Annotated in this window: 19 protein-coding genes; 8 read left to right on the forward strand and 11 right to left on the reverse strand. The window is 68.3% G+C overall.

Going from position 1 to position 26,930, the window contains the following annotated elements:
* Nucleotides 1-228: 228 nt before the first annotated feature.
* The 11 genes from KF684_06730 to KF684_06780 all read right to left on the reverse strand — a co-directional run bounded on the left by KF684_06730 (nt 229) and on the right by KF684_06780 (nt 12,631).
* Nucleotides 229-435: a hypothetical protein gene (locus KF684_06730; GenBank protein ID MBX3352612.1), complete on the reverse strand. Its 207-nt coding sequence runs from the start codon at nt 433-435 to the stop codon at nt 229-231.
* A 50-nt stretch (nt 436-485) separates the two neighbouring features.
* Nucleotides 486-1,286 (reverse strand): thioredoxin family protein, encoded by an 801-nt coding sequence (locus tag KF684_06735; GenBank protein MBX3352613.1) that lies wholly within the window; start codon nt 1,284-1,286, stop codon nt 486-488.
* A 132-nt stretch (nt 1,287-1,418) separates the two neighbouring features.
* The gene (locus KF684_06740) at nt 1,419-1,967 is read right to left on the reverse strand and encodes a dihydrofolate reductase (protein MBX3352614.1); all 549 of its coding nucleotides are present in this window, start codon (nt 1,965-1,967) and stop codon (nt 1,419-1,421) included.
* A 116-nt stretch (nt 1,968-2,083) separates the two neighbouring features.
* Nucleotides 2,084-3,679: an aldehyde dehydrogenase family protein gene (locus tag KF684_06745; GenBank protein ID MBX3352615.1), complete on the reverse strand. Its 1,596-nt coding sequence runs from the start codon at nt 3,677-3,679 to the stop codon at nt 2,084-2,086.
* Nucleotides 3,680-3,773: 94 nt separating this feature from the next.
* Nucleotides 3,774-4,604 carry a hypothetical protein gene (locus KF684_06750; GenBank protein ID MBX3352616.1) on the reverse strand — a complete coding sequence of 277 codons (831 nt, stop codon included), beginning with the start codon at nt 4,602-4,604 and terminating at the stop codon, nt 3,774-3,776.
* Nucleotides 4,591-5,352, reverse strand: a complete 762-nt coding sequence (locus tag KF684_06755; GenBank protein ID MBX3352617.1) for a type II secretion system protein — start codon at nt 5,350-5,352, stop codon at nt 4,591-4,593. Before KF684_06755 ends, KF684_06750 begins: the two co-directional genes overlap by 14 nt.
* 135 nt (nt 5,353-5,487) lie before the next feature.
* Nucleotides 5,488-6,237, reverse strand: a complete 750-nt coding sequence (locus tag KF684_06760; protein MBX3352618.1) for an HD-GYP domain-containing protein — start codon at nt 6,235-6,237, stop codon at nt 5,488-5,490.
* Nucleotides 6,234-7,400: a serine/threonine-protein phosphatase gene (locus KF684_06765; GenBank protein MBX3352619.1), complete on the reverse strand. Its 1,167-nt coding sequence runs from the start codon at nt 7,398-7,400 to the stop codon at nt 6,234-6,236. The genes KF684_06760 and KF684_06765 overlap by 4 nt, the downstream gene beginning before the upstream one ends.
* Before the next feature lie 39 nt (nt 7,401-7,439).
* Nucleotides 7,440-8,576, reverse strand: a complete 1,137-nt coding sequence (gene lipA / locus KF684_06770) for a lipoyl synthase (protein ID MBX3352620.1) — start codon at nt 8,574-8,576, stop codon at nt 7,440-7,442.
* A 105-nt stretch (nt 8,577-8,681) separates the two neighbouring features.
* Nucleotides 8,682-10,139 (reverse strand): hypothetical protein, encoded by a 1,458-nt coding sequence (locus KF684_06775; GenBank protein ID MBX3352621.1) that lies wholly within the window; start codon nt 10,137-10,139, stop codon nt 8,682-8,684.
* A 191-nt stretch (nt 10,140-10,330) separates the two neighbouring features.
* On the reverse strand, nt 10,331-12,631 hold the full coding sequence (locus KF684_06780) for a serine hydrolase (GenBank protein ID MBX3352622.1): 2,301 nt from the start codon (nt 12,629-12,631) through the stop codon (nt 10,331-10,333).
* Between the two features lie 737 nt (nt 12,632-13,368).
* Here KF684_06780 and KF684_06785 point away from each other — a divergent pair.
* The 8 genes from KF684_06785 to folP all read left to right on the forward strand — a co-directional run bounded on the left by KF684_06785 (nt 13,369) and on the right by folP (nt 26,714).
* Complete coding sequence (locus KF684_06785) at nt 13,369-14,820, forward strand: polysaccharide biosynthesis/export family protein (GenBank protein ID MBX3352623.1); 1,452 nt, start codon at nt 13,369-13,371, stop codon at nt 14,818-14,820.
* Between the two features lie 244 nt (nt 14,821-15,064).
* Nucleotides 15,065-15,988 carry an exosortase gene (gene xrt, locus KF684_06790; protein MBX3352624.1) on the forward strand — a complete coding sequence of 308 codons (924 nt, stop codon included), beginning with the start codon at nt 15,065-15,067 and terminating at the stop codon, nt 15,986-15,988.
* Entirely contained in the window at nt 15,985-16,833 is an 849-nt protein-coding gene (locus KF684_06795) for an exosortase-associated EpsI family protein (protein ID MBX3352625.1), read from the forward strand. The genes xrt and KF684_06795 overlap by 4 nt, the downstream gene beginning before the upstream one ends.
* A 96-nt stretch (nt 16,834-16,929) precedes the next feature.
* Entirely contained in the window at nt 16,930-21,477 is a 4,548-nt protein-coding gene (locus KF684_06800) for a tetratricopeptide repeat protein (protein MBX3352626.1), read from the forward strand.
* A 165-nt stretch (nt 21,478-21,642) separates the two neighbouring features.
* Nucleotides 21,643-23,886, forward strand: coding sequence for a polysaccharide biosynthesis tyrosine autokinase (locus KF684_06805; GenBank protein MBX3352627.1), 2,244 nt, complete (start codon nt 21,643-21,645; stop codon nt 23,884-23,886).
* A gap of 55 nt (nt 23,887-23,941) precedes the next feature.
* On the forward strand, nt 23,942-25,345 hold the full coding sequence (locus KF684_06810) for an undecaprenyl/decaprenyl-phosphate alpha-N-acetylglucosaminyl 1-phosphate transferase (protein MBX3352628.1): 1,404 nt from the start codon (nt 23,942-23,944) through the stop codon (nt 25,343-25,345).
* Nucleotides 25,346-25,393: 48 nt separating this feature from the next.
* Nucleotides 25,394-25,798, forward strand: coding sequence for a carboxymuconolactone decarboxylase family protein (locus KF684_06815; protein MBX3352629.1), 405 nt, complete (start codon nt 25,394-25,396; stop codon nt 25,796-25,798).
* A 61-nt stretch (nt 25,799-25,859) separates the two neighbouring features.
* Nucleotides 25,860-26,714: a dihydropteroate synthase gene (folP, locus tag KF684_06820; protein MBX3352630.1), complete on the forward strand. Its 855-nt coding sequence runs from the start codon at nt 25,860-25,862 to the stop codon at nt 26,712-26,714.
* Nucleotides 26,715-26,930 lie beyond the last annotated feature (216 nt).

The following is a 26,930-nucleotide window of genomic DNA, read 5'->3' on the forward strand; positions in this document are numbered from 1 at the left end:
AAACTCCGGGCTTCCCTTCCCAACCTCTGGCTTTGCTTCTCTCGCTAATCTCTCAGGGAATGGGTGAGCATCCCGCACGGCCAAGATTCGGTTGAACCATGCCACCCTTTGAGGAAGGTTCACTCGGCGCAAAGGCAAGCCTCGAGTGCCTGTGCCGCCCTCTGCGTTCTCTGCGACCTCTGCGGTGAGTCGCTTCTCGCCCCGTCGCGCGGCTGGTGACAGAAAGCATCACCGCCGCAGCTTCAGCGCCAGCATCGCCCCAACCGCGAGCACGCTCGCCCCGAGGGCCACGAAGACGCCGTATCGGACCGCCGTCGCCGCGCCGGTCGAGACGCCCACGCCCGTGACCAACGCGATCCACGCGGCCACGCACGCAGGGCACTTGGGCATCGCGATCATCACCGCCGCGGGCGCGATCGGGGAGAGCCAGCCCATCGCGCGCCCCGATCGACGAACCAGGCTGCGCCGTGCGCAGCACGCGCGGGTCACCGCCGACCCTCGCAGCACGCGCCCTTCATGTCGTCGGCGACATACCGCCCAGTGGACGCCACGCTGCCCCCGGCGCCGTAACGGTCGTGGTGGCGCACCCAGTCGGTCAGGTTGAAGCGCGGCCCGCGCTCGTTGCGCCCCTTGGGCGTCAGGTCGAGGAACATGTACGCGCCCAGAATTTCCTCCGCTCCGCGACCGAACACCGAGTAGGTATGATACACCCGCCCGTCGTCTCCCTTCGCGAACACGCTGAATCCCGAGAGTTCTTCGCACACGAAGTCCTGTGTTTCGTAGTTGTGCTCGACCTTGCCGTCGCGCACACGCTCGGGCGGGAACGACACTCCGTAGTCGAAATTGAAGTCACTGTGCGCCGATGAGACCCAGGGGAACTTCCACTCCATGCGCCGCTGGAAGGGCAGGAACTCCTGGAGCGGCGCACGCGACACCGCGACGAACGAGACATCGTGGTGCAGGATGTGCAGCAGGGCCCCATCGATGTGGTCGCACTCGAACGAGCAGCCCACGCACCCTTCCTTCCACCCGGGCCCGAACATGAAGTGCTTCACGATGAGCTGGCTCCGCCCTTCGAACAGATCGGAGAGCGAGCGTTCCCCCTGCGGCGTCTCAAAGCGATAGTCCTTCTCGACGAGCACCCAGGGCAGCGCACGCCGCTCCTTCGCCAGCGCATCACGCTGACGCGTCATGGCCTTCTCCTTGGCGAGCAGCGCTCGGCGCTCCGCGAGCCATTCGTCGCGGGACACGATCCGGGGGGCGGTTGCGGTTTCAGTGATGCTCATCGCTGCGGTCTCCTTGGGGCGACACCCGGATCATCATATTCCAAAATAGGAATATGTCAAGCCCGCGGAAAGCCCGCGGAAAGTCGGCGTTGGTGCGGCAGGGGGTGTGGGGGTGGGGGGGTGGGGGCGGGGTCAGGCCGGGGCGTAACGCAGCACGACGCACCCGCTCGACGCCGGGCTCGCTTCGAGAAGGCGCATCGCGCGACGCGGCAAGCCGCGCCCGAACAGCGGGCGCCCGGCGCCCAGGACCACCGGCGCGACCGCCAGGCGGATCTCGTCGAACAGCCCGGCGCGAAAGAGCGACTCGGAAAGGTTTGCGCTGCCGAACACATACAGGTCGTCGCCGCGTTCTCGCTTCAGGCGTGCGACATGCTCGGCGGCGTGCTCGCGAACGAGCGTGGTGTTCGCCCAGTCGGCGCGCCCGAGCGTGCGCGAGAAGACGATCTTGGGCAGCGAGTTCATGAGGTCGGCGATCTCCCCGGTGGCGCCGGGCCAGTACGCCGCCATGCCCTCGTAGGTCGCGCGACCGAAGAGCACCGCGCCGGCGCCCTTGCAGTGCTCGATCGAACGCTGCTCAAGCTCCTCGCACCACGCGAGCAGGTGCCAGTCCAGATCCCACGGCTTCTCGCTGTCAAAGAAACCGTCGAGGGTGATCAGATTCCACAGGATGAGTCGGCGCATGAGGACCCTGCTCCCTTCCGACTATCTGCACGGAACATTGGCGAGCTTCGCTCGCCAGTGCCACACATACCTCCCCCCTCCGCGCTCTCCGCGTCCTCCGCGGTGAACCTCTTCTCTTATCCGAACTGGATGCCCTGCGCGAGGGGCAGGTCCTTCCCGTAGTTCACCGTGCAGGTCTGTCGGCGCATATAGACCTTCCACGAGTCGGACCCGCTCTCGCGTCCGCCGCCGGTGTCCTTCTCGCCGCCGAACGCGCCGCCGATCTCGGCGCCGCTGGTGCCGATGTTGGCGTTCGCGATGCCGCAGTCGCTGCCCTCTGGCGACAAGAACTTCTCGACGCTGCGCAGCGAGTCGCTGAAGATCGCGCTGCTGAGCCCCTGTTCGACGCCGTTCTGCAGGTCGATCGCCTCGTCGAGCGTGTCAACCGTGAACACATACAGGATCGGCGCGAAGGTCTCTTCCTTCGTGATCTCGGGGACCTTGCCCTTCGGCACGCGCACGATCGTCGGTGCGACATAGTTGCCGGCGTCCGAGTCGAACTTGCTGATCGCGTCGACGCCGCCCACCAGCACCTCGCAGCCCTGCTCAACCGCGGCCTTCACGGCCTTCTTCATCTGCTCGACCGAGCCCGAGGTGATCAGCGGGCCGACCAGCGTCGTCTTCTCCATCGGGTCGCCGACGGGGACCTGCGTGTACCCCTTGACCAGCGCGTCGAGGATCTTCTTCTCGCTCCCGCCCACGCAGATGAGCCGGCGAGTCGTCGTGCAGCGCTGGCCCGCCGTGCCGACGGCGCCGAACACCACGGCGCGCTTCGCGAGTTCCATATCCGCGTCGGGCATCAGGATGATCGCGTTGTTGCCGCCCAGTTCGAGCAGCGTGCGCCCGAGCCGTGCCGCGACGCGCTGCGCGACATGCCTGCCCATGCGGCACGACCCGGTCGCGCTGATCAGGGGCAGGCGCTTGTCCGCCGTCATCGCCTCGCCCACCTCGTCGTCGGTGCCGAAGACGAGCGGGAAGAGGTCGACCGGGTCGACTCCGCCCGTGGGCTTCCACAGGTCCTGCTCGCGCATGACATCGTGGGCGATCTTGGTCATCGCGACGGCGCAGAGGGGCGTGAGCAGCGAGGGCTTCCAGAGCACCGCGTCGCCGCAGACCGCCGCGAGCATCGCGTTCCACGCCCAGACAGCGACGGGGAAGTTGAACGCCGTGATGACGCCCACGACGCCCAGCGGGTGCCACTGCTCGAACATGCGATGGCTGGGTCGCTCGCTGGCGATGGTGAGCCCGTAGACCTGGCGCGACAGGCCGACCGCGAAGTCGGCGATGTCGATGCACTCCTGCACCTCGCCCTTGCCCTCGGGCAGGATCTTGCCCATCTCGAGGGTGACGATCGCGCCCAGGTCGTCCTTGTGCTCGCGGAAGGCGTTGCCCATGCGGCGGACGATCTCGCCGCGGACGGGCGCAGGGACCAGTCGCCACTGCAGGAACGCGGCGTGCGCCCTGGCCGTCGCCTCGTCGTACTCGGCGCGGGTCATCAGACGCACCGCCCCGAGGGGGCGCCCGTTGGCCGGGTTCTCGCTCACGACGACCCGGCGCGCCGCGATGTCCGACGACGCGTCGAGCGGCGCCAGGAACCGCTTCGCGAGCGGATCGGACCCGGTCAGCCCCAGACGCCCCAGCAGCGGCGTGATCCGCTCATCGAGCGGACGCATCGGGGTGGGAGCGGCGACGGACGACACGGGGGCGGCGGATGGGGGAGTCATGCGCCGAGTGTAGGAGGAAAGGCCGGGAAGGTCAGATGCAGTACTACATCCGGGGCATGAACATGGCCCCGTTGCCATCGGGCGTCACCGAAGTCACCCGGCGCGGGACCCAGCCGGCGCCCGGGTGCAGGAACTCGACGACGAGGAGCACCGTCGTCCCGGTCGGTGAGCGCCCTTCGAGGAGGATCGCCGCTCCCGGCGCGGCGTCCGACGCCTCGGCGGCGGAGATCGATGCCGAAGAGAAGGGGAAATCGCCCTTGATCACGCCGCCCGACCCGCCGTGCTGGAGGATGCTCTCGAGTCGCGCTACGTCCCCGAGCCGTTCGGTGACGACGGCGCGGTCACCGGGTGCACGCGGCGCGATCGCGACCATCGCCACGGTCCTCGGTCGGACGGACGCGAGCGGCTGGGCGTCGTCCTTCGAGCGCAGCGCGACGAGTTCCGCGTCGCTCAGCGTGTCCAGATCCGCGGGGCGAAACCGCGCGGGGCGTGCGGCGAGACTCGCGCGCATCATCGAAGCCACCTGCGCGTCGGCTTTGCACCCCTGCGCGACGAAGACAGTCTCCAGCGCGTCCCACGACCCGCTGGCGAGCGCGATGATCGTCTCGGAGGCGACTTCACCGAGCTGATCCGGCGCCGGCAGCGTTCGCGACGACGCGAGTGTTCCCGTCACCGACGAGGCGATCGCGCTCGCGTGCGGCATGGCGCGGCGTTCGCTCACCGACGCGACGCCGGCGCTCTCGGGCACGCTGACCTCCGCCGGAGCCGAGGCGAGCGGCACAACAAACCACGCCAGCGATATCAGCATCGCCGCCAGCGCGACCGCGCCGAGCAAGGCGGCCCGTCGCTTCGAGACCGGGTTATCGCGCGACATCGCGCCCCCGAACGCCGTCGATCGTGTGGAGCACTGGGTCCGGGTCGTCGAGCGGCGTGCCCCCGAGAAAGCCCGACGCTTGGGCCAGGAAAGACTCCCGCGGGAAGACGCCGGTCGATCCGTCCACGAATACGACCGTGATTGATTCCGCCTGACCCGTGGCGCGATCAGTCTGGGCCCTCTTCGCGAGCAAACCCTTGGAACTCGCAAACTGCGCCTCCGACGATCGGACGAATCGGTACAGATGCGTCGCGGGCCATTGGCGCCAGGGTTCCTGCCCGGCTCGCCACAGTTCAGGATCGGTGAAGAACGCGTACCCATAGCCGAACGGCGTGTCGATGCCCACGCGTTCGCCGGCGTGTCGCTCCACGACGGCTTTCCAAGCGGGATACGAGGCCTGCAGCGCATAGGGGATATGCATCAGTCGGCCGTCAAAGGTCTCGAGATAGACCACCAAACTCGGGTTCGAGAGTTCGCGGCGTGTACGAAAGCCCTCGTCGTACTGCCCAACATTGACGAACGAATCGCTGTGGTCGGCCCACCAACTCGCGTGCAATTGGTGATACGAACGGCCGTGCGCTTCGGCCTCGGTCCCCTTGGCCTTGTTGAACGCCGCGCGGAGACCAACGATAAGAATCGCGGTGAGAATCGCGACCACCGCAATGGAAACCAACACTTCGATCAGCGTGAAGCCGCGACAGAATCTGGGGTTCGATCTTGGCTGGATGGTCGCTGTACTGAGGGTCATTCCCGGTCTCCGGAAGCGGGCTTATCCCCGCTCGGAGCACAATGTACCAGACCGGGGGGGGCAACCCCATCTGGGCCGCTATCGCAAAAAATCTGCACTGCGCGCAAGCGCATGAAAGATATGGGTTTGCCGTGATCAGGCCCCCGTCGCGCCGCCCGTCGTCGGCTCTTCGCCGCGCAGTCTTTTTACCGCGTCGGCCAGCGCGTTGGCGCCGCCGGCGAAGTCCGGGGCGGGGTTCTCGTCGTTGAAGTAGTGGAGGATCCAGTCGAGGGCGCCGCGGTCGAACTGGCGCACGAAGAGGTCCACCGCTTCGATCGAGTAATGGGAGTCGACATCCTTCGTGATGATGTGGATCGCGCGTTTGGCGGCGTCGTCGCCGATCTCTCTGCGGTACGGGCGCACGCTCGTGAGCGCGTCGAAGGTGTCGACGACGGCGAAGAAGCGCGCGCCGAGGGGGATGTCGTCGCCGCGAAGGCGGTCGGGGTAGCCCTCGCCGTCGACGCGCTCGTGGTGGTGGCGCACGAGGTTGAGGATGATCGCGTCGCGCACGCCCATGCGGATGAGGCGTTCGTGCCCGATGGAGGGGTGCGTCTTGATGACCGCGAACTCCTGCTCGGTGAGTTTGCCGGGCTTGAGCAGGATCTCGTCCGGGATGTCCACCTTTCCCAGGTCGTGCAGGGCGGCGGCGACGGTGAGGCGCCCGATCGTGTCGTGGTCGAGCCCCGCCGCTTCTGCAAGAGCGCGGGTGTAGAGCACCACGCGCCAGGTGTGCGAGGCGGTGGCGCCGTCCTTGAGTTCGATCGCTTTCACGAGGGCCGCGACGACCTCGGGCGTGAGCGAGCCGTCGGGGCCGGGGTCGGCCGGGATGGGCGGGCGCTCGTTCACGGGGCGCGTCCGCCTTCGCGCGGCAGGCGCAGGACGAGCGCGGTCTGATCGTCGCGCTTGGGCCCGAACGCGCGGACGCGCGTGAGCATCTCGTCGAGCGCATCCACCGGCGCGTGCGCGCAGGCGTCGCGCACGATCGCTTCGAGGCCGTCGATCCCGAGTTGCGCGTTGGCGTCATTGAAGACTTCGAAGAGGCCGTCGGTGTAGAGGACGAGGGAATCGCCCGGGTCGAGCGCGACACGCACCGAGCCGAAGGTTTCTTCGGCGCGTATGCCCAAGGGAAGCGCGTCGTTGTCGATGCGCTCCATCGCGCCGCTCGCGCGCCGGATGAAGACGGGGGGGTGCCCGGCGAGGGCGACCTCGACCTCGCGCGAGTCGCGCACGAGCCGCACGCAGGCGAGGGTGACGAACATGCCCTCGGTGCAGACCTCTGCGACGACGCGCGAGAGGTCGGTCAGGACTTCGGTGAGGGGCAGGTCGTCCTCGCCGCTGAGGCGCATGCGCAGCGCGCTCTTGACCATGGCCATGACGACGGCGGCGCCCACGCCGTGGCCCGAGACATCGGCGACGAACAGGTCGGTGCGCCCGTCGCGCCGCACGGCGTCGAGCAGGTCGCCCCCCATCTCGGCCGACGCCTCGCAGCGCCCGGCGGCCTCGAAGCCGTGGTCGACGATGCGCAGGGCGGGGATGAGGTTGTCGTGGATGCGCTGGGCGAGGTCGATCTCGGTGCGCAGGCGAGACTGGCTGGCCTCCTGGCGCTGCACGAAGCGGATGGTCAGCGTGAAGCCGATGGAGACCATCGCGGTGGCGAGCACGGCGTGGATGATCATGCGCGCCGTGGTGCTCAGGTCGTCGCCGAGCGCGAAGACGCCAAGCCACTGGGCGGGGCGATAGACCAGGTCCGCGGCGAACGGGGGCAGCACGAGCAGGGGCACGAGGAGCCACCACCGGCGCATGCTGATCGCGTAGACCCACCCCAGCGCGATCACCCCCGAGAACGCGGCCGACACGAGGCCCGCGCCCCACCCCCACGGGGATGGCTGGCACATCGCGATAAGGATGCCCACCGGCGCGAAGGTGAAGAAGACGCCCGCGTAGAGCATCGCGCTGGTCCGCGAGGACGGTGGGGCGGCCTTCGTGATGGACGGGGAGCCCTGCGCCATCGGCGACACAAGGGTAGCCGGAATACGGGACGTCGAGAATCAGCCCTTTGCCGGCTTCGCTGCTTCGATCAGCGACTGCACACGCTCGAAACTTTCGCGGTCGCGCCCGACGAGTTGGTCGACCTGCATGTCGGCGTGGTAGGAGGAGCGCACCATGGCGCCGCTCTCGACGACTTTGAAGCCCTTGGCGAGGCCGATGTCGCGGTAGCGATCGAACTGCTCGGGGGTGACCCATCGCGCGATGGGGAGGTGGTTGCGCGTGGGTTGCAGGTACTGGCCGATCGTGAGGATGTCGGTCTGGGCGCGCTCCTGGAGCACATCCATGAGTTCGAGCACCTCGTCGTCGCGCTCGCCGATGCCGACCATGATGCCGGTCTTCGTGACGAGGCCCGCTTCTTTACAGCGCTTCAGCAACTCGACGGATCGGTCGAACTTGGCCTGGGGGCGCACCGCCGGGTACATGCGAGGGACGCTCTCGAGGTTGTGGTTCAAAATCTCGGGTCGGGCGTCGATCACCTTCTGCAACGCGTCCCAGTCGCCCATGAAGTCCGGGATGAGGACCTCGATGGAGAGCCCGGTGGTGGCGGCCCGCGTCTGGAGGATGGTCTCGGCCCAGATCCCGGCGCCGCCGTCCTTGAGTTCGTCGCGGTTGACGCTGGTGATGACGATGTGGCGGAGCCCCGCGCCCTCGACCATGATCTTCACGGATTCAGCGACGCGCCGGGGCTCGTCGAGGTCGAGCGTGCCGGGGCGCCCGGTCTTGATGTTGCAGAAGCCGCAGGAGCGGGTGCAGGTGTCGCCCAGAATCATGATGGTGGCGACGCCGCGGGCCCAGCACTCGCCCATGTTGGGGCAGTTGGCCTCTTCGCAGACGGTGTGGAGTTTGTGCTCGGAGAGGAGGTCGCGGAGCTGGTGGTACTTGTCGCCCCCGGGCATCTTGGCGCGGATCCACTTGGGCTTGCGCTTGGGGGCGGCGTGCTGGATGGCCTCGGCGCCGCCCTCGCCCTTGTTGTTGAGGACGAGCCCCGAGAGCGACAGCGTGGGCTTCTCGAGCCGCTTGACCGGGTCTCCGCCGAGCGGGCGCGGGTGACGCGCGAGGGTTCGCTCGAGGGCCGCGGGGGAGGCGGGGGAGGCGGGGGCTCCGGGGGAGGTTGGCTTGGCCGGGAGGGTCGACATCGGGGGATGGTAGGGGGGGAGGCCGGGTTGGTCGTGAACGCGAAGCGGGCCGGAACGCCAAGGTTCCGGCCCGCGTGGGTCGTGTGGGGAGACGGCGGCGCGGCCTCAGTTGCAGGCGTTCCCGAAGTTGCTGAGGACCTCGTTGAGGTCGGAGAAGTTGACGACGCCGTCGCCGGTGACGTCGCCTCCGGAGCCGGGTGCGACGGACTGGCCGAACTGGGTGAGGACGGCGTTGAGGTCGGTGAAGTTGATCACGCCGTCGCCGTTGGTGTCGCCGGGGCAGGGGGTGGAGGTGGCGGGGCAGCCCTGCCATTTGGCAATGCGATTGGAAGGGATGCCACCGGCCGAAGTGAATTGGCCACCGACGAAGAGTGCTGGACCGCTTCCGTCATCGAAGGTTGCGAGTTCAAGCGCACGAGCGCTCAGGCCGCTGTCGAGCGCCGACCATGCCGATCCGTCCCACCGAGCGATCCGGCTCGCGGCGACCCCACCTGCGCTGGTGAATTGTCCAGCGACATACAGAGCTAGTCCCGATCCGTCGTCGAAGACCTTCAATGCTTCCGCGCCAGGACCGGTTCCGCCAGCCAGCCCTGCCCCGAGTGGCGACCATGACACGCCATCCCATTTCGCGACGCGGTTCGCGGGCTGCCCGCCCGCGGTGACGAAGGCACCACCGGCATAGAGGGCGGGTCCGTTCCCGTCATCGAAAACTTCCAGGTCTCTGACAGTGCTCCCGGTCAGCCCTTCGCCAAGACTCGACCAGGAGACGCCGTCCCATTTCGCTATGCGATTCACGGACAGGCCCCCGGCGGTAAAGAACTCGCCAGCCGCGTAGAGCGCTGGCCCTGTGCCGTCGTCGAACACTACGAGCGAATTCGGCGATCCGCTCAGACCGCTGCCGAGCGGCGACCAGGTAGCGCCATCCCATTTCGCGATTCGATTCGCCTGTGTGCCCCCGGCGAGAAAGAACTCGCCGCAAGCGTAAAGCGCTGGTCCCGATCCGTCGTCGAAGACCGCGAGTGACAAGACTCTGCCGTTGAGGCCGCTGCCCAGCGGCGACCACGACGATCCGTCCCACTTGGCGATGCGATCGACCGGAACGCTCCCCGCATTTCTGAACTGTCCACCGGCATAGAGCGCGGGGCCCGTGCCGTCGTCAAAGACAGCGAGCGTATCGACATTGGAGTCGACACCGCTTCCGAGTGGGTTCCAGACATGGCCGTTCCATTTGGCTACCCGGAGCGCTTCCCCGAGCCCCGTGTTGATGCCGAAGGAGCCCCCAGCGTAGAGGGCCAGGCCCGATCCGTCATCGAAAGAAGCGAGTGCGCGCACGGTGGTGTTGCCGCCGGTGGGACCTCCTGGCACCGCAAACCACTGCGCAGTACACCGTGCGCCCTTGTTTGTCGCGTCGGCGACCGCCTGGAACTCGTGTCTCAGCTTCCCGTCAGCTGCGCTCGCACCCGCATCAATTGCCATAAAGGCCTGACGATCAGGCGCTGCCATAGAAGTTGGCAGGATCCAGAGCAGCAAAGCAGCGGCTGTACGCATGGCTGCTGGCTTCAACTTTCCTAATCTCGCAGAAAGGTGCAGGGGTTCTCGCACAACTCCATCTCCGTGGGCTGGTGAAGCGGCCCACAACGCATGTGCAGCTACCGTCTGCAGAACTGATTTCTTCGAGAAAACCGCCTATATAGAGCCAGTGCGAGCACAGGAATACGAACGTTCGTCATCCGCTCAGAATGTTGGTGGTCACATCAGTCGCAGGCGTTCCCGAAGTTGCTGAGGACCTCGTTGAGGTCAGAGAAGTTGACGACGCCGTCGCCGGTGACATCGCCTCCCGAGCCGGGGGCGACGGACTGGCCGAACTGGGTAAGGACGGCGTTGAGGTCGGTGAAGTTGATCACTCCGTCGCCGTTGGTGTCGCCGGGGCAGGAGGCGGTCACGACGAGAGTGATGCTGTTGCTGTTTGTTGTGCCGCAGTAGTTGGTCACGCGGCAGCGGAAAAGCCCGGCGTTCTGCGGAGTGGCGTTGAAGACCGTGAGCGTGGCGGTCTGGGCGCCGGAGTAGGAGCCCGGGAAATCCGTGACCGGAAGCCAGGTGGCCAGGGTGGTGTTGAACCGGAACCACTGGAACGCGCGCTGGTGGGCGGCGCCCCCGGCGAGCACCGAGAGCGTGGTCTGCTGGCCCTGGGGGACGGAGACCGTTGTCTGGACAGCGGCGGCGGTTGGGCTGGTGCAGGCGTCGTCCCACGACTGGAGCGCGTCGCGGATGGGCGTGCGCAGGAGCTCCATGACATCGCGGTAGACGAGGATGGCGCCGTCGTCGTTGCTGGCCCAGTCCTGATACATCACATAGGCGTACTGGCGCTGCGAGGTCACGCGGAGATTGTTGATGACGGTGATGTGGGGGAACTGGGCCCAGCCGGCGGTTGAGCGCCAGAAGGCGTCGGGGAAGGTCTTGGTGCCCCACCCGTACCCGCCGCGTTTGAACGCGACGCGGAAGGCGTCGAGGAAGTCTTCGCGTTCGTTGGGCTGGAGGTTGGTGGCGTTCATCTCCTCGTCGAGGATCTGGCGGAGTTGCTGGTAGGTCGAGAGGCTGCTGTTTCGATCGCGGGGCCAGTTGTTCATGCGCTGGTCGAAGAGGTCGTCGCGCCAGTCGGCGTTGAAGATGGAGCCGTTGGCGATGCGTTCGTAGAGGAGAACCGCGTCGCGCGCCGTCAGGCCGTTGAAGGGCACGCCGTTGGTGGGCGCGAAGCAGCCGATATCGTGGTTGACGACGGTGTTGGACGAGAGCCCCTGGGAGGCGATGAACGAGTTGACGCCGCTGAAGGCGCTTCCCCCGCCGTCGAGCAGGACTCGGATGTAGCGGGTCGCGGTGTTGTCGGAGACGCGCAACATTCTCTCGAGGATGTAGCCGAGCGTGCGCTGCGGTCCGGTCGTGCAGAAGTGCTGCGTGGGGCAGGCGTCGGAATCGCAGGGGTTGCTGTAGTTCTGCACCTCTTCGTAGTCCTCGAGGCCGAGGGACGCGCGGCGCACGAGCGCGGCGGCGTGGGCGATCTTGAGGGTGCTGGCGGGCTCGAAGACGTAGTCCTCGTTGAGGACGGCGAGGACATTGCCCCCGACGCGCTTGAGTTTGAAGCCGTACACGCCGCCGCTGTTGCGGTTGGCGAGGATACCGCGCAGGCGCCGGGATTCTGCGTTGGAGTTGTCCATCATGGAGACCGCCCAGCGCGTCGCGCCGGTCCAGGTCGTCCAGCGGTGGAAGGTGACGAGTCGTGCGCCGTTCTGCGCGACGAGGTCGTTCACCTGGTCGGAGGTGAGCGAGGGGTACCACCACAGGGCGGCGCCCGGGGGCGAGTTCACATAGATGACGTTGAAGCGGGGCGAGGTGAGGACCGTGCCGGGCGATTCGAGTTCGATGTCGATGATGCACGAGCCGCTGCCTGCCGAGAGGAGCGCCGTGATCTCGCTCGCGGTGCGGTTGAGCGCGTAGTTCCACGGGCGGAAGTTGGCGCCCGTGTTGGGGATCGCGACGACGGTGTAGAAGGGCGTGCCTCCGAGCGTGTAGCGCTCGATGTCGATCAGGCGCAGGTTGGGGTTCTGTGCCAGCCAGTCGGCGATCTGCTGCGCGTTGACTCGGATGAGCCAGCCCCAGCCGGGCGCGGCGGTGGCGCCGGAGTTGGGCACGGTGACGGCGGTGAAGCGTTCGGCGCCGGCGTTCTCGTCGACCTCGACATCGAGGATGCGCCGGTTGTTGTTGGTGAGGTAGTTGCTGAGCTGGGTGAGCGTCTGGTTGTAGACGACGACGGTGCCGGTGGCGGCGAAGGGGCCGGACGTGTTGTCGACGACGACCATGTCGTAGGTGTTGGTCGTCCCGACGCGTTCGAGGTTGATGACGCGCGAGCCCGCGCCGTTCTGCGCGTTCACCTGCGTTGTGGTGGCGCCGTAGAGGTACCCCCACCCGGTGAGCGAGTCGAGGTAGCGCTCGGGCTGGGCGTGGGTGTTTGCTCCGGTCGCGCAGACGATGAGCGCGAGCAGTTTGATCCAGGTTCTCATTCCGGCTTCCTCCACAAGCGGCAGTGGCATGGCTGCGACGCGATGCAGCTCATGCGCTGGCGCATACTGCGCAACGCGGCGCGGGCACATTCCCGGCGTCGGGCGAGGCGGCGTCGCTTCGCTCGGACGCGCCCGGGAGGGGCCGCGGCCCTTGCAGGCGGCGAAGGTACCAGAATCGGGGTTGATCACCAAGCCCGAAACGAGGAATGTCGAGAACCCCAAGAAAATCCCGGGTGGAGTTGTCCGGACGGCCGGAGGGGGTCTTCATCATCCAACCCGATGAGGCGCGATCGTTTCCGGGGGCAGTGGGGCCGATATCGGCTGGGTCGGTCGCCGGGTCAGGATTGACAGGGGGTTCCGGGGTGCTAGGTTGTCGGGTCGAAATGGAGAGGTTTGGCCTCTTGTGGGGAGGGTGGTCTTCGGGCGTGGGTCCGGGCTGTCCCTCCCGGGATCGAAGCACAGGAAGCGCAGGAAGCGCGTCGACCAACGAACTTTCCCCGTCTCGGCGTCGTGAGAAGTGCCCGTCCTGTCGGGTGTTCCTGAACGCCCACGGGTCGGCGAGCCGATGCTTTGAGGCGTTCCTGAGTATGGATGACAGCAGATCTGGAGCGGGTCGCGTGAGCAGCACTGAATCAACCAAGTCTTCCCCGGTTCGTGGCCCATCGCGTTTTGGGCGCGCTCAGCGTGTTGCGCTCGCGGCGGCGGCTGGTGTCGTGGGAGCGGCTTCACTGTCCGGCATGCTGGGCTGTGAAGCGGACGCGTTCATGGACCCCAGCGTCGTCGGTCGCTGGGAGAACACGCCGACGATCGTGCCGATCCTCGATCGCATCGAGGTGATCGAGCGCGACGAGGGCTCGTTCATCGAGGTCTCGCAGATCACGCCCGACGACCTTGTCCCGGTGATCGAGGACTTCCAGGTCCGTTCGGGCGACGCGGTGCAGATCGAGATTTTCGACTTCATCGTCTCGGGCACGCCCTATGTGTTCCAGCGTCAGATCGACGCCGCCGGCACGATCGACATCCCCCAGCTCGGGCGCATCGTCGTGCAGGGCCTGACGATCGAGCAACTCGCCGAGCGCATCGGCCAGGAGATTGTCGATCGTCAGATCGCCAACGAGGCGCCCCTGATCGCGGTCACGCCGCTGACGCAGCGCGAGCCCACGTTCGGCATCTTCGGCGCCGTTGGCGGCGTCGGACGCTATCGGATCCCCGAGCCGAACTACCGACTCCTGGAAGCCATCACCGAAGCCGGCGGCATCCCGCCGAGCATCCAGTATGTGCGCATCATCCGGCAGGTCCCCCTCGACGATCAGATCCGTCAGGGCATCCCCGGCGCGCGCGGCCCGGGCATGCAGGCCCCGGGCGGGACCCGTCCCGGCGCTCCGGAGCCGGATGGGACGGACCTGCGCGATCTCATCGACGAGTTGACCCGTCCCCAGGGGGGCTCGCCCAGCCCGGCGGCGATGTCGTTGGCCCAGGACGCGACGAACCAGCCGGCGCGGGTCGCCCCGCCTCCGATCGACCTCCCGGACACGACCGTCCCTCAGCAGGGGCGTCCTGCCGATGATCTGGGCGACTCAAACTGGATGTTCCTGGACGGCCGCTGGGTCAAGGTCCAGCGTTCTGCGCCGGGCGCTCCCCCGATTCCGGCCGATGCCGGCGGCGCCGATCAGCCGTCCGGGCCGCTCGTGACGCAGCGCATCATCGAGATCCCGACTCGCCCCCTGCTTCAGGGAGTGGCTGAGTACAACATCGTGATCCGACCGGGCGACGTGATCAGCGTCCCTGCGCCGGATCAGGGCTTCTTCTATATCAGCGGTCCTGGCTCGCTCCGAGGCGGGTCGTTCGTGCTCCCCAGCGTTGGGCGCATGACGCTCAAGCAGGCCATCGCGTCGTCGGGTGGTCTCGGCCCCATCGCGATCCCCGAGCGTGTGGACCTGATCCGCCGCATCGGGCGCGATCGAGAGGGCACGGTGCGTCTGAACCTTCGCGCGATCTTCGAGGGCACGCAGCCCGATCTTTTCCTCAAGCCCGAGGACCACGTCGTGATCGGGACCAACTGGTGGGCCACCCCGATCGCGGTTATCCGGAACGGATTCCGCGTGAGCTACGGCTTCGGGTTCCTTCTGGACCGCAACTTCGGCAACGACGTGTTCGGCGCGCCGCCGACCAACCGTCAGGGCTTCTGACCGATCGCCCCGAGCGGGCGTCGAGTTCGGCTGCCCCCGGAGTCGCGGGCCGCCCGGTCGGGCGACTCGCGCGAGCGGGGGCGAACCCGGCCGCCTCGGGGTCGTAGTACCCGGTCTCCCGGCGGGGCGAGCCGCACGCCCCGAGGGACCATGGTGGGAGCGCGACCCTCGCGCGTGTGAGCGGCAGGTGTCGATCGGGAGTGATGCGCCGGTGAGTGTCGCCGCGTCGTCAGGTCAATCGGGTGTGTCCAAGCCGCGTGTCGCGGCCGAGAGGTCGTTCTGGGCCGATCCGACGACCATCCTCGCCGGGGTGCTCTTTCTGGCGGGCCTGGTGGCGATGTTCCATTTCTGGTTCCTGCGCCAGCACGCATTCAGCATGCACCGCCCGGCGGACTGGTCGCACGCCTACCTCGTGCCCCTGATCAGCGGGTACCTCATCTACAAACGGCGCAAGGAGCTCTCCGAGGTCCCGGTTGCGCCGTTCTGGCCCGGGCTGCTCGCGATGCTCACGGGCATCCTGCTTTTCGCCTTCTTCACGCTGACGCGCGCGCCCGGCGTGCACATGGCGCAGGGCCTCGCGATCGTGATCACGATCATCGGCGGCGTGTTGCTCGTGCTCGGGCCTCGCATGCTTCAGGGCGTGTTCCTGCCCGTCATGTACCTGCTCTTCGCCATCACGGTCTCCGAAGCAGTGATGAACGCGATCACCTGGCGCCTCCAGAACTGGGCGGCGGTGGGCTCGTTCATCATGCTCAACATCGTGGGCGTGCAGACCGACATCGCGGGCAACACGCTCACGATCTACACCAATGCCGGGGCCGAGATCCCGCTGAATGTCGCCGAGGCGTGCTCGGGCATGCGCATGCTGATCGCGTTCCTGGCGCTGGCGGCGGCGGTGGCGCTGGTTGCCTGCCCGAAGTGGTGGCAGCGGATCGCGCTCATGCTGCTGGCCGGCCCGGTGGCGGTGTTCACGAACATCCTGCGGGTCGCCTTCCTGGGCGTCGCGACGCTCGTCAATCCCGAACTCTCCGCCGGCGACGCGCACACGCTCATCGGCACGCTGTGGCTGATCCCGGCGTTCGCGCTCTTCATGGGCGTCGTCTGGGTGCTGCGCAATCTGGTGCGCGACAGCCGGCGCACCACCACCGTCAAGGGGGTCCCGGCGTGAAGAGAAAGCTCCTCCGATCTCCCGCGTTCATCGCGGCGTTCGCCCTGCTCCTCGTTGGCGCCGTGGGCCTCCAGGTCGCCATCGCGCGAAGCCAGGTGGTGCTGCGCAAGCTCCCGATTTACCCCAAGGACAACCTCCCGCTCCGGACATTGCCCGCCAGCGTCCCCGGCTGGGAGCGTGTCGGGCAGGACACCGTCCTTTCGAAGGAAGTGCTCGAAGAGCTCGGGACCGAGAACTATCTCTCGCGCATCTACCTGGGCGAGCTCGACGGCAAGCCGGTCTACATCGAGCTCCACACGGCGTACTACACCGGCATGATCGACACGGTCCCTCACGTCCCCGAGCGCTGCTTCGTGGGCGGCGGCATGGTGCAGGCGGGCCAGACCCGCATCGTGTCTGTCCCGCTGGACCTCGACCGGCTCAGCCGCGACCCGTTCGCCGATCCCGAGCGTGACGGGCTGATCTACACCTCGGTCGGGCAGGACTTCCAGTCCGTGAGGATGCCTCGCAAGATCGAGTCGCTGAAATTGCGCGTCACCCCTTTCCAGGATGTCCGCTCGGGCCGGAAGGTCCACGCAGGGTACTTCTTCCTGGCGAACGGCGGGTGGGCGGTCTCCGCCAACGACGTCCGCTCGATGGCGTTCGACCTGCGCAATGATTACGCGTACTACGCCAAGGTTCAGTTCACCAGCTGGGATATGGACTCTCACGAAGATCTGGGTCGCGCCGCCGGCGCCATGCTCGATGAGCTGCTCCCCGAGCTCATGCGCCGTATGCCCGACTGGATCGAAGTGATGGAAGGCCGCTATCCCCCCGATAATCCCCGGAGACCCCCGGCCTCCTGACCCCTCGCCGCGGGCCGACCCCGGCCTGTCGGTCGCGCCGGCGACGCTCCGCTCTCTCGCACTCACGCTTTGGCACACTCTTCGGGACACCGCTCGATGGCATCGAAGGTCAACACCAAGTTCATCGTGATCCTCTCCGCCGTGCTGCTCGTGCTCGCTGTGGGCGTGGGCGTGCTCGGCGCGCTGGTGGTCTTCAAGTCCGCGGACGACCACCTGAAGCGAGGCGATCGCTGGAGCGCCGAGGGCAACTACACCGAGGCCGCGAAGAGCTACGCGAAGGCGGTCAACAAAGAGCCCTTCAACGTCGCGTACCTGCGCAAGTGGGTCGAGGCGGTCGCGAAGTCGACGCCCGAGTCGGACACCGACTACCGCACGATGTACCAGCGCGACTACCTCGGCGGCCTGCGCCAGATCGCGACGGTGCTCGACACCGATCCCCAGGCGCAGCGCGATTTCGTGGACATCTACTACCGGCAGATGAGACTCGCCGGCGCCGGCGCCGAGGGCTGGGGCACGTTCATCGAGAATCTCTCCCCGCGCTACGAGCAGCTCGACATGACCCTGCCCGAGGCGCAGAGCCTGCTCCGCTACCGAGGCCTGGCGAGCATGTACCGCTTCCGGACGCTCGACGCGGTCGACCAGCGCGAGCGCACCCGCGCCCGCGAGGACCTCGATCGCGCGTTCCGCGCGGACCCCACCGACCTCGAAACCGCGCTGGGGCGGGTCGAGCTGATCTCGGGCGACGCGATGCTGCTGACCCGCTCCGGGCGTCCCCAGGAGGGCGCGGTGCGCTGGCGCGAAGCGATGGAAGCCATCGCCGACGTCAAGCGCCGTTTCCCCAATTCGCCCCAGCCGGTGCTGCGCGAGGCGATCATGCTCGCCGAGCTTGGCGCGCAGCGCGGCGTCGACGCCAGCGCGCAGCGCGAGCTGATTCAGAACCTCGAGGCCTCGCTCGCGTCGACCGCGGCGATCGCGACCGCCAACCCCTCCGGCGCGATGGACGACACGTTCCTCGCGCAGTTCAGCCGCGCGACGACGATCCTGGGCACGCGCGAGGCCTATCAGCGCTGGCTGGACCTGGTCGACCGGCTGCTCAGCGAGGGCGGGTTCATCGCGCCGCTGCTGATGGAGAAGGGGCGCACGCTCGCCTCGATGGGTCGCCACGAAGAGGCCATCGGCGTCTTCGGGCAGGTCGTCGAGACGCCCAACATGCCCATCAGCATCGAGGGGCTGATCCTGCGCGAGCTGCGCCTGGGCGCCATCCGCTCGCAGGCCGAGAGCGCGCTGTCGCTGTGGGCGCAGGCGTCCGGCGCCGACAAGGAGCCCGCGATGGAGCGCGTCAAGCGCTTCCGCGATCAGCTCGCGTCGCGCGTCGCTGCCGATAGCGCCGCGATGCTCCGCGTCAACGCGCAGATCGCCTTCGCCGAGCGCCGGCTCGACGACGCGGTCGACGCGCTCAGCCAGCTCCGTCGCCTGACGGGCGGCTCCGACCCGGAGATCCTGAACATGCTCGGTCGCGCCCTCGAGGCGCAGGACAAGATCGGCGCCGCCGCCCAGCAGTACCGGCGCCTCTACGAGATGGAGCCGACCAACGTGCAGGCGCTGTTCAAGCTGCTCAACCTCGAGCTGCGCGCCGGCAACAAGGCGGAGGCCCAGGAGCTGATCCTCGCGGCCGAGAAGCTCGTCCCGGGCAACGAGGTCATCGATCGCGCCAAGCAGATGATCAGCGTGCTCGAGGGCGCCGGGCTGGCGACCGACGACCCGGTCATGAACGTCCTGAACGCGTCGCTGCGCATGCGCACCGGCGCGAACGCCGATCTGGACAAGGCCGCCGAATACATCCAGGCCGGCATCGCGCAGTTCCCCAACGACCCGCGCCTGTACCTCGAGCAGATCACGATCGAGACGCAGGCCGGTCGCAAGGACAACGCGCTGGCCATGGCGCGCGAGGCACTCAAGCGATTCCCCGAGGGCGGGCAGTTCCGCCAGGTCGAGGCGCTCCTGATGTTCGACGACCCGGTGCAGGCGCGCCTGCAGATGGTCGAGTCGCTCGAGCTGCCCCCGATCGACCGCGCGCTCGCACGCGCCGGCGTGTTCATGGGGCTCAACCGCGAGGCCGAGCTCGAGCAGGAGCTCGCCGCCGCCCGCGCCATCGACCCCGAGAACCCGATGCTTCTCGAGATGATGTTCGTCAGGTCCTTGACGAAGCGCGACTTCGCGACCGCGCAGCAGCTCACGCAGCGCGCCGCGACCACCGACGCCGACGGCGTGCGCGGCCAGCTCTACCAGGCCCGCCTCGAGCTCGCTCAGGGCAAGTCCGAGCAGGCCGCCGCGACGCTCGACCGCATCACCCGTGAGTCGGAGTTCAATATCCCCGCCTGGCGCCTGCTGGCGCAGGCCCAGCTCGAGTCGGGGCGCATCGATGAGTCGATGCGTTCGTTCGATCGCGCCCTGTCGATCAAGCCCGACGACATGCCGACGATCAACGCCTACATCAACGCGCTCCGCTCGCTCAAGCGCGACGGAGAGGCCCTCACCCTCGCCCGGCGCGCCTCGCTGCTGCGCAACGCCGACGGCGGCGTGAACACCGCGCGGCTCGAACTCGAGGAGCAGATCGGCGACGCGCGCTTCGCGGTCGATCAGCGCCTGCGCCGACGCGCCGGCGATCCCGGCGATCGCGCCAACAACCTCGCCCTCGCGCGGCTCTTCATCCGCGAGGGCATGCGCGATCAGGCCGGGCAGATCCTCCGCGAGATGCGCGGCGCCGGGAACACCCCCGACCTCCCCCTCGCCCTCGTCGAGGCCCGCCTCGTCGCCGCCACCGGCAGCGTCCGAGACGCCGCCGAGCTGATCGAGCGCGAGATCCAGCGCCTGCCCGAGACGCAGCGCGGCGCCGGCTTCGTGGCGCTCTCCGACTTCCTCTTCGAGCGTCAGCTCCCCACCGAGGCCATCGCGGCGCTCGAGCGCGCCAGGCCCACGCAGGGCGAGCTCATGCCCGTCGACCGGCGTCTGGGCGATTACTTCTTCAGCGTCGGCGACTTCGACCGAGCCGTCGAGTCCTACCGCCGGGTCATCGACTCCGGCGCAGATCGCGACGCAGTCGTCGCGAAGCGTCTCGTCGAGGCGCACATGCGCACCGGCAAGCTGGACGACGCGGAGCGCCTGCTCACGCAGATCGAGTCCGCGTCGTCGACCCCCGATGTGCAGACCATGCTCCTGCGCGCCCAGATCGCGCTCGATAAGCAGCAGCCCCTCGAGGCGCGCCGCCTGCTCGACCGGGCGATCGAGACCGACCCGCGCAGCGCGCTCGCTTTCATCAAGCGTGCGCAACTCGGCTTCGCGGACGACAGCCAGTTCGCCGCCGTCCTGCGCGACCTCCGGCAGGCGTCCCAGCTCCAGCCCGACAACCTGACCGTGCGGCGCATGCTCTCGCAGCTCTTCCTGCGCCGCGGGCGCGTCAACGAGGCGATCGACGAGCTCGCCCAGGCCGTGCGCACGCGCCCGGACAACGACATGATCCGCTACGAGTACATCCGCATCCTGGGCGAGCACGGGCGCCCGGACCAGATGCTCGGGGCGATCCAGCAGGCGGTCACCGAGCGCGGCGACCAGGCCCCCCAGTGGTTCACCATGGCGGGCGACGCGATGCTCTCGTCGGGCGACAGCGCCCGGGCGATCCAGCTCTTCGAGCGCGCCCACGCGATCTCGCCCAACCCCTCCACGCTCGCGCGCCTGGTCGACGCGAACCTCGCGTCGCGCCCGCCTCGCGTGCAGCAGGCGGCGCAGGCGGTGACCGGGTTCTCCCCGTCCAACCCGCAGGAGCAGGTCTTCGCGATGCTGCTGCGAGGGCGCATCGAGGCGACAGCGGGCAACCAGCGCCCCGCGCTGCAGTACTTCGCGCAGGCGTGGCAGCAGACGGGCGAGTCTTCCGGGATGACCCGTCTGTGGTTCGAGCAGGCACGGCGCGCGTTCGGAGAGAACACGCGCGACATGCTCGCGTTCATCGACCAGCTTCCCCCCCAGACGGCGCAGGGCAACACGCCGGCTGCGATCGTCCAGATCGCGATGCTGCGCGCCGACGACCCTTCGCAGGCGACCTCGGCTCTGGAGTCGCTCGCCGGGCTCGATAGCCGGACCGACGATCCGTCGACGCTGATCGAACTCGCGCGCATCCGGGGGCAGATCTACTACGTCTCGGGGGACTACCCGGCCGCCGCCGAGGCGTACCGCTCCGGCCTGCGTTTCGTTCCCGACGACATCGAGCTGAACAACAACCTGGCGTACACGATCGCGAAGCACCTGAACCAGCCCCAGGGCGCGCTGCCCTACGCGACGAAGGCGTCGGAGCTGGCCCCGTTCAACGCGAACGTGCTCGACACGCTGGGCCTGATCTACATGCAGCTCGGGCGCAACGCGCAGGCCGACGCGACCTTCGCGCGTGCGCTCGACGCGGCGACGACGGATCTGGAGCGTGTCCCGATCCACGCGCACATCGCGATGGTCAAGCAGCGTCTGGGCGACACCGCCGCGGCGTCGCGCAACGCGCGCCTCGCCGTGCAGCTGGGCGAATCGACCCCCGGCGCCAGCCAGCTCTACCGAGAAGAGATCGCCGACGCACGGCGCATCGTCTCGGGAGGCCAGTGAGCACTACCCGACCCGAGACCCCCGACCCACGACCCGAAACCCCAGTCCCCAAGTTCGCTCGCCCCGGCGCGAGCCGCACCACCGTCAAAGTCCCGACGCCTTCGAGGGGCTACATCCGCCGCCAGCCCGACCGGGCGATGACAGGTTCCTGAGGAGTTCACCGAGATGTCCACCAGCGCCACGCAAGCACCGCCGATGACGCCAGCGCGTCCCCAGCAGGGGCCGACGTCACCCCCGCCGTCGTCCGCCGCGTTCGGCGCGACGATCGACCCGATCCGCCTGCTGAAGCGCTACAAGCTCCACCTGGCGGCGTCGATGATGGCCGGCGTGATCCTGGGCGTGATCGCCTACTTCCCCCTCGCGATGTTTTTCCCGCGGTTTACCGCGCACACCATCTTCGAGGCCAAGCCCCCGATCGAGGACGCCGCGCAGACGGGCGTCAGCTCCGCCGGCGCCGGCGGAACAGCCGGCGTGCAGGAGCTGAACCTGTTCATGCAGACGCTGGTCGCCGACATGCTCGGCGACGCGCTGCGCGCCCAGCTCGCGGTCCACCCCACGCTTCGCAACCAGACCGAGTTCGCGAAGTCCTTCGAGCGGGGCGGGAGCTTCGACCTCGTCGAGGCCACCGACACGATCAAGAGCCGGCTGCGTGCGCGAGTCATCCCCGAGACCGCGTACATCCAGATGAGCTTCACGGCGGGGAACCGCACCGACGCGGCCACGATCGTCAACACAGCGGCCGATATCTTCCAGAACCGCGTGATCACGCGCAGCAACGAGCGCGTGGAGGACACACTCCAGTCGATCACCGCTCGCCGGCGCAGCGTGCAGATCGAACGGCGCAACAAGGAGCAGCAGATGCAGCGGCTCCTGGGCGATAACCGGATGGAGTCGCTCGACATGCGTCTTACCGACGCCGCGACCACCGTGCAGTCGCTCTCGATTCAGATCGCCGAGCTGCGCAACAGCCGCGAGATGTTCGGCGACCGCCTGAAGAACTACGAAGACATGCGATCGTCGCCCGAGGGCATCGTGTACCCCGACGAGATCCGCTCTCAGGTGCAGATGCACCCCCACATCGCCGCGTACAACCAGCAGCTCGCCGGCATGCGCGCCACCCTGCGGACCATGCGTGAGCGCTTCGGCCCGAACCACTACCAGATCCGCCAGATCGAGAACGCGATCCGCGGGACCGAGATCGAGCGAGACGCCGAGGAGCAGCGACTCCTCGCCGAGCTCTTCAACAACGCGATCGAGAGCTCCCGGATGACCATCGCGTCGATCGACGCGACGCTCCGCGAGGCGGACGCCAACCGCGCCACCGCGCTGCTGCGTATGCAGGAAGTCACCCGGACTCAGGCCGAGTTCGAGACGCTGAAAGCCGACGCCGAGCGTCTGGCCGGTCAGGAGGTCGACCTCAGCGCCCAGCTCGACAACGTCCAGGCGCTGATGCAGCGTCAGTCGGTTGCGTCTCGCATCCAGCTCGTGCAGCGCGCCACCGCGCCTGACAAGCCGTCGTTCCCCAGAATCATCATCATCGTCCCGCTCGTCACCTTCCTCGTCGTCGGCCTGGTCTCCGGCCTCATCGTCCTGCGCGAGCTGCTCGAGCAGCGCGTGCGCATGCCGGCCGACGTGCAGATGATCCCGCGCGCCCGCCTCCTGGGCGTCATCGCCGACGTGGGCGAGGACCCCTCGCGCCCGACCTCGGTCGACACCGCGGTGCGCGACAGGCCCGAGGGCGTCATCGCGGAGCAGGTCCGCCAGCTCAGGGCGTCCATCGCGAAGGCGAGGCCCCAGCAGCAGGGCGGTTTCGCGATGCTCGTCGTGGGCGCGATGCCCGGCTCCGGCGCGTCGAGCGTCGGCGCCGCCCTGGCGCACAGCTACGCGGCGATGGGCGAGCGCACCCTCGTCATCGACGCGAACCTGCGCAAGCCCCGCCTCCACCAGTTCCTCGGTCTCGCCGACGCGCCCGGGCTCAGCGACGTGCTGTCGGGCGAGAAGACGCTCGACGCGGCCCTGCAGCGCACGACCGGGGATTCCGCGCTGGATTTCCTCGCCGCCGGCACGCGCGCGGCCCGGGTCTTCGAGCGCCTCAACTCGGATCGCATGTCCACGCTCCTCGCCGAGGCGCGATCCAAGTACGACGTCATCATCCTCGACTCGGCCCCCATGGTCGTCGCGGGCGACGCCGTGATCCTCGCGGGCAAGGCCGACTGCTCGGCGCTCATCGTGCGCACGTATCAGGAGTCGCGCGGACTTATCGCGCGCGTTTCGTCCCAGCTCCAGGACGCTTCCGCCAAGCACCTCGGCGTCGTCGTCAACGGCGTGCGCGCGTCGGCCGGCGGCTACTACCGTCGCAATTTCCGCATCGCTCACCAGTACAGCGAGACCGCCTCTACCAAGGCGTGATCCTGATTCGCACGCCCCGCCCGAGCCCGGGCGCGCGTCGTGCGCGGAGGTCCAAGTGTCCGAGCCGTGGTCAGACCAGTTGCTCGCGAGGCCAGGCGCCTCGGCAGACGCGCTCCTGCGCGAGGGCGATATTGGTCTGGCCGAACAGGCCAGCACGCTCGAGCCGTTCACCAAGCTCGACATCTTCCACAACTATGTCCCGGTCTTCGTCATCGCCTTTCTCGTAGCGGTCCTCGTGACCCCCATCATGCGCCGCATCGCCGTCGCCAACGGGGTGATCGACAGGCCCTCCGACCCTCGCAAGATCCACAAGGCCCCCGTTGCCTACATGGGCGGCGTGGCCGTCTATCTCGGCATCCTTTCCGCGATCGCCTTCAGCTATGTCGCGAGCACCTTCCCCGGGCCGTGGCTCGAGTTTCACGTTTCGGGGGCCAACCCCGTCCCGCTCTCGATCCTCGCCGGGCTCACGATCATCGCGATCATCGGGCTCATCGACGACGTCGCCGCGATCGACCCACGACTCAAGATCGGCGGGCAGCTTCTGGCGGCCGCGATGCTGGCGATGGACGATGTCGGCGTGAAGGTGGCCCGCGGCGTGCTGGCGCCCATCGGGGCGATGCTCGGCAACCGCACCCTGACGTGGGATTTCACGATCCCCGACTGGCTCCCCCTCGTCGAACAGCACCAGCAGATCGACCTCGTCTACTGGGCGGGCACCGCGATCATCGCCCTGTTCGTCCTGGGCGCCTGCAACGCGAGCAACCTGCTCGACGGGCTCGACGGCCTGCTGACCGGGGTGACGGCGATCGCGATGACCGGCCTGCTGTTCATCGCCCTCGCACTGGCAGAGAGTCGCGATGGCCCCCTCGACGCCGCCCGGCTGGTCATCATCATGGCCACCCTCGGCGCGTGCCTGGGCTTCCTGCCCCACAACTTCAACCCGGCGGTGATATTCCTCGGGGACTGCGGGTCGATGCTGCTTGGCTTCATCACCATCGTGGTCATCCTGACGCTCGGCGACACAGGCCGAACGCCGCTGGTGGTCGCCGGGCTGATCATCTACGCGGTTCCGATCATCGACACCACGCTGGCGATCATCCGTCGAAAGATGGCTGGAAAGCCGCTGTCCGCCGCCGACGACCAGCACCTGCACCACCAGCTGAAGCGGGCGATGGGTGTCAAGGGCGCGGTGCTGATCCTGTACGCGATCGGGTCGGCCTTCGCGCTCCTCGGCGTGGCGATCAGCATGGGCCGCGGTCGCGATGTCTATGTCATCGCGCTGGTCTTCGCGTCTTTCATCATTGTCACCGCGATCAAGATCGCGCACCGCCAGCGCATCGAGCAGGAGGCCGCGCTGCTCCAGGCGGCGCGTGCCGGGGCGCCTCCGGTCCGCCACGCCGCGCCCCCGCCACAGACACCCGTCAAGGACGCCCCCAAGCCAGCGCCCACCGGCGTGTGAGCGGGGGGAGGCGTGCGCCGCCCCGTCGCACTCGCCTACGCTGATCGCATGGCATCACGCGAACCCCTCGCCGAATTCCGCGCCCATCGCACGAAGGGCATGGAGCGGCTCCTCGACACCGACCACCTCGGGATCAAGCGCTACCTGGCGCTCGACTCGGCCGCGTATCGCGACGGCGCCCTCGACGCGAAGACCAAGGAGCTTCTCGGCCTGGTCGCGTCGGCGGTCCTCCGCTGCGACGCGTGCGTCACCTACCACCTCGAGACCAGTCTGAAGCTCGGCTGGAAGGAAGACGAGATCATCGACGCGCTGAATGTCGCGCTGGTGGTGGGGGGGACGATCACGATCCCCCATATCCGCGACGCGCGACTGCGCCTCGACGAGCTCCTCGCTGAGCGGGAGGCCGGGGGCTCCGGGGGCTCCGGGGGCGCCGGGGGCGCTGAAGGTGACTGAAGCCACGCGCGCGTGGACGCTCGCGAACGGCCGGACGCTCCCGCTCGAGCGTTCGCGGATCATGGCGATCATCAACGCGACGCCCGATTCCTTCTCCGACGGCGGGCGCTACCGCGACGCGTCCCACGCCGCCGACGAAGCGCTGCGCATGCTCGCGCAGGGCGCCGACATGCTCGACATCGGGGGCGAGTCCACCCGTCCCGGCGCGACGCCGGTGCCCGCCAACGAGCAGGCCCGGCGCGTGATCCCCGTGATCCGCGCGGCACGCGCCGCGGGGATCGAGGCGCCCATCAGCGTGGACACGACGAGCGCGCAGGTCGCGCGCGCCGCGCTCGACGAGGGGGCCGACGCGATCAACGACCAGTCCGCCGGGCGGGACGATCCCGAGATGCTCCCGCTCGCGGCGGCGCGCGCCGCCGGGATCGTGCTCATGCACCGCCTGCGCCGGATGGACGAAGACGCGTACTCGCATCGCTACGGCGAATCGGGCCAGCCGGGCGCGCCTCGCTACGAGGACCATGCCGGGGGCGTCGCCGGCGCGGTCTCCGACTTCCTGCGCGAGCGACTTCACGCGGCGATATCCGCGGGCATCGCCCCTGAACGCGTCGCGATCGATCCCGGGATCGGTTTCGGCAAGACCGTCGAGCAGTGTCTCGCGCTGGTGCGCGCGACCGGGGAGCTGGCGTCGATCGGACCGCCGGTGGTGTGCGCCGTGAGCCGCAAGAGTTTCATCGGGAAGCTCCTCGTCGAGAACGACCCCGTGAAGCGCGACGACGGCTCGGTCGCGCTCGCCGTGGCGATGCGCCTGTCGGGCGCAACGCTCTTTCGCGTGCACGAGGTCGCGGCGCACCGTCGTGCGCTGCGTCTCGCCGACGCGCTCCTCGCTGGCGCGCGTCCCGTGACCGGCCCCGCTTGACGACGACGGATCGGGCGGTATTGTCCTCGCAGCATCAAGAGTCCCCGGAGTGCCTTCGGCCCGGGGCGGCAACCGAGCAGCACAGTCTGCCGCGGTGCCGGGCCAGCCCTGACGTGGGGAGCGATGCGGACGAAACCGCCCAGCGGGATTCGTCAAAAATGCGGGCAGTGTTGTCGCTGCCATCCCACGCCACACCTGCGCGTTCTTGATGTCAAG

This window comes from Phycisphaeraceae bacterium (genome assembly GCA_019636675.1).
Lineage (GTDB): Bacteria > Planctomycetota > Phycisphaerae > Phycisphaerales > UBA1924 > JAHBXC01.

Excerpts from the sequence above, each read along its gene's own strand:
- KF684_06730 (MBX3352612.1), bottom strand. The coding sequence starts at position 435 with ATGGGCTGGCTCTCCCCGATCGCGCCCGCGGCGGTGATGATCGCGATG.
- KF684_06735 (MBX3352613.1), bottom strand. The coding sequence starts at position 1,286 with ATGAGCATCACTGAAACCGCAACCGCCCCCCGGATCGTGTCCCGCGAC.
- KF684_06740 (MBX3352614.1), bottom strand. The coding sequence starts at position 1,967 with ATGCGCCGACTCATCCTGTGGAATCTGATCACCCTCGACGGTTTCTTT.
- KF684_06745 (MBX3352615.1), bottom strand. The coding sequence starts at position 3,679 with ATGCGTCCGCTCGATGAGCGGATCACGCCGCTGCTGGGGCGTCTGGGG.
- KF684_06750 (MBX3352616.1), bottom strand. The coding sequence starts at position 4,604 with ATGTCGCGCGATAACCCGGTCTCGAAGCGACGGGCCGCCTTGCTCGGC.
- KF684_06755 (MBX3352617.1), bottom strand. The coding sequence starts at position 5,352 with ATGACCCTCAGTACAGCGACCATCCAGCCAAGATCGAACCCCAGATTC.
- KF684_06765 (MBX3352619.1), bottom strand. The coding sequence starts at position 7,400 with ATGGCGCAGGGCTCCCCGTCCATCACGAAGGCCGCCCCACCGTCCTCG.
- lipA (MBX3352620.1), bottom strand. The coding sequence starts at position 8,576 with ATGTCGACCCTCCCGGCCAAGCCAACCTCCCCCGGAGCCCCCGCCTCC.
- KF684_06780 (MBX3352622.1), bottom strand. The coding sequence starts at position 12,631 with ATGAGAACCTGGATCAAACTGCTCGCGCTCATCGTCTGCGCGACCGGA.
- KF684_06785 (MBX3352623.1), top strand. The coding sequence starts at position 13,369 with ATGCTGGGCTGTGAAGCGGACGCGTTCATGGACCCCAGCGTCGTCGGT.
- KF684_06800 (MBX3352626.1), top strand. The coding sequence starts at position 16,930 with ATGGCATCGAAGGTCAACACCAAGTTCATCGTGATCCTCTCCGCCGTG.
- KF684_06805 (MBX3352627.1), top strand. The coding sequence starts at position 21,643 with ATGTCCACCAGCGCCACGCAAGCACCGCCGATGACGCCAGCGCGTCCC.
- KF684_06815 (MBX3352629.1), top strand. The coding sequence starts at position 25,394 with ATGGCATCACGCGAACCCCTCGCCGAATTCCGCGCCCATCGCACGAAG.
- folP (MBX3352630.1), top strand. The coding sequence starts at position 25,860 with ATGGCGATCATCAACGCGACGCCCGATTCCTTCTCCGACGGCGGGCGC.